Source organism: Inquilinus sp. OTU3971 (assembly GCF_038440215.1).
In genome coordinates this window covers 1-6,004 of the sequence record NZ_JASATH010000300.1, presented here as the reverse complement: position 1 = coordinate 6,004, position 6,004 = coordinate 1, and the positions used below count along the sequence as shown (strand labels likewise).

The window sequence follows — 6,004 nt, the reverse complement described above, 5'->3', positions numbered from 1 at the left end:
AAGAGGCTCGATGAGGCGGCATCGAGCGTCGGTCGCCTTCGCGGCCTCGCGGCTCAGCCGTCGGCGGAATTTGCCACCGCACCCTCTATCGATCTTCAGATCTATTTTCAAGGCGAATGGATACGATTGAGCGAAATCTTGGATTTTACGTCTGCTCGAATAGATCAACTTGAAAATCAGCAGTTCGAGACTGTCGAGGTAGCTGCGCCTGCGATCGAAACTCGCGTCTCGATGCTTAGGGGGCAGATTGATACTTTGTCCGCCGTCTTAGAGGCGATCAGGACAGAATATGGTTCCGAAGCCCAGGATAAAAGTGCGCTTGAGGAACGCGTCAAATCGCTCCAAGCTGATCTCAAGCGAAACCAGGATGCACAGAAGCTCCAGCGCCTAGGATCCGACCTCGGTCGTGCGGCCTCAGAGCATGTCTGTCCGACTTGCCATCAAGGCGTATCCAACGAGTTGCTGCCGACGGTGGAAAGCACAGGTATGGCGCTCGATGAGAATATTGCTTTCGTTAAATCACAACTTGAGCTCTATCAGGCTGCGCTAGCCAATTCGAGGGAGCGCCTTCAGGAGATTGCTGCGCGATACCGAGGCTCCGAACGGGATCTCCGGGACAAGCAGCAGGAACTACGAGCGCTCCGCCAGGAATTGGTACGGCCGAGTTCGTCGTCTTCGAGAGCTGCGATCGAGGAGATCGTCCGTTTGCAGGCATTCGTCGAGCGCTTACGAAGTGTCGACGATCTTTCAATCTCGCTAATCGACGAGCTCAGGGACATAGCGACGAAATGGGCGGAAGCTACCAACGCACTGCGCCTTCTGCCGATGGACGAACTGACGATTGCCGACAGACATAAGCTCGATCGACTACAGGCTAGCATACGTCACCAACTTGGCCGCTATGGCTTCCGGTCATTTCAACCGGGCGAGATTTCTCTCTCCAATGACAATTTCCGCCCGCTGGTTTTAAGGATAGAGAATGGCGAGACCGTCGAAAAAGAAATTAACTTCGAGATTTCTGCGAGCGACGCCATCAGGCTTAAATGGGCCTATTATCTGGCCTGCTTGGAGCTAGAGGTAGGCTTTACGACCAGTCATCTCGGCATCGTCGTCTTTGACGAGCCGGGGCAGCAGGAGATTGAAACCACGAGCCTATTAGAGTTCCTTCGTTCTGCTGCTCGCTGTTCGACACGTGGCCAACAGGTTATTATATCGACGTCGGAGGCGCTCGAAGCAGTACGTGCGGCGCTGGGGACGTCCTCTCATGTCGTCAGCTTCCCTGGCTTCATTCTTCAACCGTTGCGAGGATAAGTCTCCACGAGCGAACGAGACGGCAGATGCACGGGGTCCACTCGGTCGCGCGTGCATTGGCGAAAACGTCCGCTCGGAGAGTTCCGAAGCCGGCACCGCATGTTGTTGCCGCACCCCCACAATCCTGCCCTGTCCCCGTTGCATCCCACCCCTCCTTGTCCCGATTGTCCCGATCATGCTCTGATGCGGATCGAGACAATCGCGACACAATCGCGCCACGCAAGGAGGAGGCCGCCATGTGGATGCCGTCGCTGGTCGACCGCGCGGGGCCGAAATATCTCCGCATCGCCGATGCCATCGCCGAGGACGTCTATGCCGGCCGGCTGAAGGTCGGCGAGCGGCTGCCCACCCATCGCGACCTCGCCTGGCGGCTCGGCGTCACCGTCGGCACCGTCAGCCGCGCCTATGCCGAGGCCGAGCGTCGCGGCCTCGTCGCCGGCGAGGTCGGGCGCGGCAGCTTCGTCAAGGCCGGCGCCCGGTCCCAGGCCACGCTCGACATGCCCGCCGTCGGCGGGCCGCAGACCATCGAGCTCGGCGTCAACCGGCCGCCCACCCATGTCGTCGCCCCGGAATACGCCGAGGCCCTGCGCCGCATCGCCGGCTCCAACGCGCTCGGCGAGCTGATCAACTACCAGGCCCATACCGGGCGCTGGGAGCACCGCGCCGCCGGGGCGCAGTGGATCCGCCGCCGCGGCGTCGAGGTCGGGCCCGAGCGGGTGCTGGTGACCAGCGGCGCCGAGCACGCCATCACCGCCGCGCTGATGGCGTTCTGCGACCCCGGCGACCCGATCCTGGTGGAGGAGCTGACCTGGTCCGGCGTCCGTGCCCTGTCCAGCCTGCTGCGCCTGTCGCTCAAGGCCGTCGCCATGGACGGGGAGGGGATGATCCCGGAGGCGCTGGAGGCCGCGGCCCGCGCCTCGGGCGCGCGGCTCTTGTACACCACCCCGACGCTGCACAACCCGACCACCAAGACCATGTCGGTCGAGCGCCGCCGCGCCATCGCCGAGCTGTGCCGCGACCTCGGCATCACCATCGTCGAGGACGACATCTACGGCACCGTCGCCGAGGACCCGCCGCCGGCCCTGTCCAGCTTCGCGCCGGAGCGCAGCATCTACATCACCGCGGCGTCGAAGGCGATGGCGCCGTCGCTGCGCATCGGCTTCGCCGCCATGCCGTCCGACCGGCTGGGGCGGTTCAGCTCCGCCGCCCGCGCCACCAACTGGATGGCGCCGCCGGTGATGGGGCAGATCGTCGCCGACTGGATCGAGGACGGCACCTGCGACGTGCTGGCCGACCGCATCAGGCGCGAGACCAAGGCGCGCCACGCGGTGGCGGCGCGGGCGCTGGAAGGGCTGACCTGGCACAGCCAGCCCGGCTGCTTCCACATCTGGCTCGAGCTGCCGGAGCCGTGGAGGGCGCAGGAGGTGGTGGCGGCGGCGCGGCAGCGCGGCCTGGCCATGACCTCGACCGAGCTGTTCGTGCCCGGCCGGGCCGAGACGCCGCACGCCATGCGCATCACCCTGACCGCCGCCGCCGATGCCGAGGAGCTGGAGCGGGGGTTGAGGGTGCTGGTGGATCTGCTCAGGAGCGATCCGGACCTCAGTCTGGCGGCGGCGTGATGAGGCCGGTGCCGGATCTCGCGCCGACCTTGCTTTCCACTCTCCCCCTCCCCCTGCGGGAGGGGGTAGGGGGAGGGGGCTTGCAGCCGAGCGAACCGAAGCCAGATTGTCCCGAATCATCGCCGGTTCGCCGCGAGGCTTCCCTCCTGGTGGCGCCAAACCCCTCCCCCTACCCCCTCCCGCAAGGGGAGGGGGAGGATAAAAAGCCAGCATCGGAACAACGGATGCTTTCCGGAACGCCGCCCCTCGCGGGAGAGGCGACGCGTATCATCTTCCGTCCCCGACTCGCCTATTGCTAGCCGCCCGCAACCAGAAAGCCGACCCGTGACCGCCATCCTGTCGATCCAGTCCTCCGTCGCCTACGGCCATGTCGGCAACAGCGCCGCGGTGTTCCCGCTGCAGCGCCTCGGCATCGATGTCTGGCCGGTGCTGACCGTGCATTTCTCGAACCACACCGGCTATGGCAGCTTCCGCGGCCCGGTGCTGCCGGCCGACCAGATCGCCGAGGTGCTGCGCGGGGTCGAGGAGCGCGGCGTGCTGCCGGGCTGCGACGCCGTGCTGTCCGGCTATATGGGCGACGTCTCGCTCGGCCATGTCGTGCTCGACGCCGTGGCCAAGGTCAAGGCCGCCAACCCGCGGGCGGTCTATTGCTGCGACCCGGTGCTGGGCGATGTCGACCGCGGCTTCTTCGTCCGCCCCGGCCTGCCGGAGTTCATGCGCGACAAGGCGGTGCCGCAGGCCGACATCATCACCCCGAACCAGTTCGAGCTGGAGTACCTGGCCGGGCTCGGCGCCGGGGTCGGCGACGACCGCGCCATCGCCACGCTGCACGACGCGCTGGCGGCGGCGCGCACGGTGCAGGCGACCGGGCCGAGGATCGTGCTGGTCACCAGCCTGATCCGGAAGGACGCGCCGGACGATGTGATCGAGATGCTGGCCGTGGCGCCGGACGGGGCCTGGGTCGTGGCGACGCCGCGGCTGCCGATCTCGGTCAACGGCTCGGGCGACATCACCGCGGCGCTGTTCCTGGCGCATTGGCTGCGCAGCGGCGACCCGGCCGTGGCGCTGGGCCGCACCGCCGGCACCGTCTATGCGGTGATGGAGGCGACGCATCTTTCGGGCAAGCGCGAGATCCAGCTGGTCGCCGCCCAGGACGCCATCGCCCATCCGCCCGGGCATTTCGAGGTGAAGCGGGTGGCAGGGTAGGGCGACTCGCCAGGGCATCGGCCGGACGCAAAGAAAGTCGTCCGCGCCTCCCCCATCTGGGAGATGCGGCGCACATGATCTTATGCAGAATGCCCGGCTGCGCGCTTGCCGCGCCTGTCCAACTGGAGTTCGAGAATGGCCGTCGTCAACGGAACCGCGGGAAACGATCTGATCCATCTGCTCGGCGACGGGGTGGTCCTCCCGCCCGGCTACACCGATATTCCGCAGGCGACGGCCTTCAATGATACGCTGAGCGGTCTCGGTGGAAACGACATCATCCATGGCGGCGGCGGCATCGACCTGATCGATGGCGGCGTCGGCGACGACAAGCTGGTCGGCGGCACCGGCGATGACGTGCTGACGGGCGGCGCCGGCGGGGACCGGTTCGAAGGCGGCAGCGGCATCGACACCATCAGCTATGCCGGTGCCACTGTCGGGGTGTTCCTCAACCTCCTCGCCGGCATCGGTTCCGGCGGCAACAACGATTCCACCGGCGACAGCTTCATCGACATGGAGAATGTCATCGGCAGCACGGGCGAGGACACGATCATCGGCAACAACATTGCCGGCAATGTCCTCAACGGCGGTGACGGCGATGACGAACTCGACGGGCTGGCCGGCGACGATACGCTGATCGGGGGGGCCGGCGACGATCACCTGACGGGCGGCAGCGGGGCTGACCAGCTCGACGGCGGCGCCGGGATCGACCTGATCGACTATGCCGGCTCCGCCGCCGTGACGATCAATCTCAGCACCGGCACCGCCAGCGGCGGCGATGCCGCGGGCGACGTGCTGTCCGGCATCGAGAATGTCTACGGCGCCTTCGTCGTCAACGATATCCTGACCGGCTCGGCCGGGAACAACCTGCTCGACGGCCGGGGCGGGGACGACATCCTCAGCGGTCTCGGCGGCACCGACATTCTGCGGGGCCACGATGATGAGGACATCCTCAACGGCGGCGACGGCAACGATGTGCTCTATGGCGAAAACGGTGCCGACCAGCTCGACGGCGGCAGCGGCATCGACACCGCCAGCTACTACCTCCGTCCGGAAGCCGTCGTCGTCGACCTTGCTGCGGGCACCGGCAGCGGCGGCGAGGCCGAGGGCGACACCCTGGCCGCGATCGAGAACATCAGCGGCAGCCAGGGCAGCGACACCCTCTCCGGCGATGCCGGCGCCAACACGCTGCAGGGCTGGAACGGCGGCGACGTGCTGCGCGGCCGCGGCGGCGCGGACAAGCTGGATGGCGGCATCGGCACCGACCTCGCCAGCTATTGGGGCGAGGCCACCGCGGTCACGGTGAATCTCGCCACCGGCACCGGCAGCGGCGGCAACGCCGCGGGCGACACCTTCGTCGCGATCGAGAACGTCAATGGCGGCCAGGGCGGCGACACGCTGATCGGCAGCGGCGGGGCCAACGCGCTGAACGGCTTCGAGAGCAACGACGTGCTCAGCGGCGGCGCCGGCAAGGACCTGCTGACGGGAGGTGTCGGGGCGGACCGCTTCGCCTATGCGTCGATCGCCGAGAGCGTGGTCGGAGCCAATGCCGACCGAATCGCCGATTTCAGCCACGCCCAGGGCGACCGCATCGACCTGTCGCTGATCGACGCGAACACCGGCGCGCCCGGCGACCAGGCCTTCACCTTCATCGGCTCGGGCCTCTACACCGGCGTCGCCGGGCAGCTTCGCTTTGCCGTCGCCGGCAACGTCACCACCATCGCCGGCGACGTCAATGGCGACAGCGTCTCGGACTTCCACATCCAGCTCACCGGCGCCATCGGTCTCGTCGCGGCGGATTTCGTGCTCTGAAGCGAGACGAGGGCCGCCGCACCGCCGGCCGCATAGCCGCCCCCGCCCGGGGGGTTCCC

General features: G+C 67.0%; 4 protein-coding genes. All 4 read left to right on the top strand.

Translation table 11 applies throughout. The features are described 5' to 3' along the window. The coding region (locus tag AAHM41_RS38230; RefSeq protein WP_342241877.1) for a hypothetical protein at positions 1 to 1,311 on the top strand (1,311 nt) is incomplete at its 5' end. Between the two features lie 236 nt (positions 1,312 to 1,547). Further along, a complete protein-coding gene (locus AAHM41_RS38225) occupies positions 1,548 to 2,930 on the top strand; it encodes an aminotransferase-like domain-containing protein (protein ID WP_342241876.1) in 1,383 nt (460 codons plus the stop codon). 324 nt (positions 2,931 to 3,254) lie between these two features. Then, positions 3,255 to 4,136 (top strand): pyridoxal kinase PdxY, encoded by an 882-nt coding sequence (gene pdxY, locus AAHM41_RS38220; protein WP_342241875.1) that lies wholly within the window; start codon positions 3,255 to 3,257, stop codon positions 4,134 to 4,136. A 135-nt stretch (positions 4,137 to 4,271) separates the two neighbouring features. Then, positions 4,272 to 5,945, top strand: coding sequence for a calcium-binding protein (locus AAHM41_RS38215; protein WP_342241874.1), 1,674 nt, complete (start codon positions 4,272 to 4,274; stop codon positions 5,943 to 5,945). Positions 5,946 to 6,004 lie beyond the last annotated feature (59 nt).

What these genes read in the sequence shown, in the direction of transcription:
- AAHM41_RS38225 (WP_342241876.1), top strand. Translation starts at nt 1,548, where the DNA reads ATGTGGATGCCGTCGCTGGTCGACCGCGCGGGGCCGAAATATCTCCGC.
- AAHM41_RS38215 (WP_342241874.1), top strand. Translation starts at nt 4,272, where the DNA reads ATGGCCGTCGTCAACGGAACCGCGGGAAACGATCTGATCCATCTGCTC.